The 1,339-nt window shown below is 68.9% G+C and carries 1 protein-coding gene and 1 pseudogene; both read right to left on the bottom strand.

All coding sequences use genetic code 11. From position 1 onward, the window contains the following. Positions 1 to 306 (bottom strand): trypsin-like serine protease (locus LE181_RS31835; RefSeq protein ID WP_225665096.1); only part of this gene is annotated, 306 nt, incomplete at its 3' end. A 91-nt stretch (positions 307 to 397) separates the two neighbouring features. Further along, positions 398 to 1,339: pseudogene (locus LE181_RS31830) on the bottom strand (S1 family peptidase); the annotation flags it as partial.

Here is a 1,339-nt window from a genome sequence, read left to right as displayed (position 1 = left end):
GAGGTCGGTGCGGCCGACGGTGACGGTGGTCTTCAGCTTGGGCGTGCCGCCGGTGATCCGGAAGCCCTGGGAGGGGTCGTCGGCGAAGCAGGAGGCGGCGGTCAGGGCCCATTGCTGGTCGACCAGCGCCCCGGTGCAGCTGCGCTTGCCGTCACCGATGTCGACCTTCGCGGTGAAGGCGTACTGACCGTCCTTGGCCTCGTCGCCGACGACTGCGGCTGCGGGGGTCGCGGTCAGGGCGGCGGCGCCGATGGTGGAGGCGATGAGGCCGGTTGCCCACGCGAGGCGTGAACGCTTGTCGAACATGGGAGTGGTGCTCCTGGGGATGTGCGGAGGAAGAACAAGGCCCCGCCCAGCCGGGGGTCGCCGGAGGACGGGGCCCTAGGAGAGCGACGGGTCAGCCGACGAGCTGGACCTCGGCGTTCGGGGTGCCGCTGTCGGTGACACTCGGGTAGTAGCTCAGGTTGCCGTCGTTCCAGCGGATGAGAACGTCGCTGGGACCGCCGTTGGCGGAGGTGAAATTACCCACCGTCATCTGGGCCATGTTCTTCCAGGCCGACTTCTCGGCACGGACCTGGGTACGGCCGTGGTAGCCCGCCGTGTCGACGCCCGGGAAGACCTGGTTCTGGCCGTCCTTCCACTGGACCATCAGGTCGGCGGTCTTCTTGCCGGCGAACTCACCCGCGGCGATCTGCAGGGCGTCGTCCCCCCAGCCGTTGCTGGCCCGGGTCAGCTGGGTCTCCTTCGCGACATCATTGACGCCGGTGTCGGAGTACATCGACGAGGAGCCGTCCTCCCACAGGACGAGCAGGTCGTCGCGGAGGGCGTTGCCCGTGAAGCGACCGGCCGTGATCATCTTGGCGTGCGAGTACCAGGAGCCGACGGGGGCGAGGGTCTTCTCGTCGTGGAAGCCCTTCGTGTCGACGTGGGTGTACGTCGACAGCTTGCCGCTGGCCCATCGCACGGTGAGGCCGTCGCTGCCGTTCTCGGCGACGCGGGTGCCCGTGAGAGTCTTGGCGTCCTTCCAGTAGCTGCCCGCGCTCGCGACCTTGTACTCGGCGGTGAAGGGGGTCTTCGGGTCGCTGTGGTCGGCGCCCTGGAAGACCGAGGCCGAGCCGTCGTTCCAGACGACGAACAGGTCCATGCGGCGCTTGCTGTTCGTCGCGCCACCGTCGGTGAAGTGACCGGACGCCATGAGGCGCGCGTTCTTCCAGTTGGCGCGGGTCAGCACCGTACGGGCGTAGGTCTGCTGGACCCAGTCGGCGACGTCGTCGGTGCGGGTGCCGGTGGCGCCCTTGCGGGTCTCGGTCTCGTCGGTGCCGAAGCAGCCGCCCTGCCA

It is taken from the genome of Streptomyces sichuanensis (assembly GCF_020328095.1).
GTDB classification, from domain to species: domain Bacteria; phylum Actinomycetota; class Actinomycetes; order Streptomycetales; family Streptomycetaceae; genus Streptomyces; species Streptomyces cinnamoneus.
The sequence above is the reverse complement of the archived record's forward strand: the minus strand, read 5'-3'. Positions and strand labels throughout refer to the sequence as shown.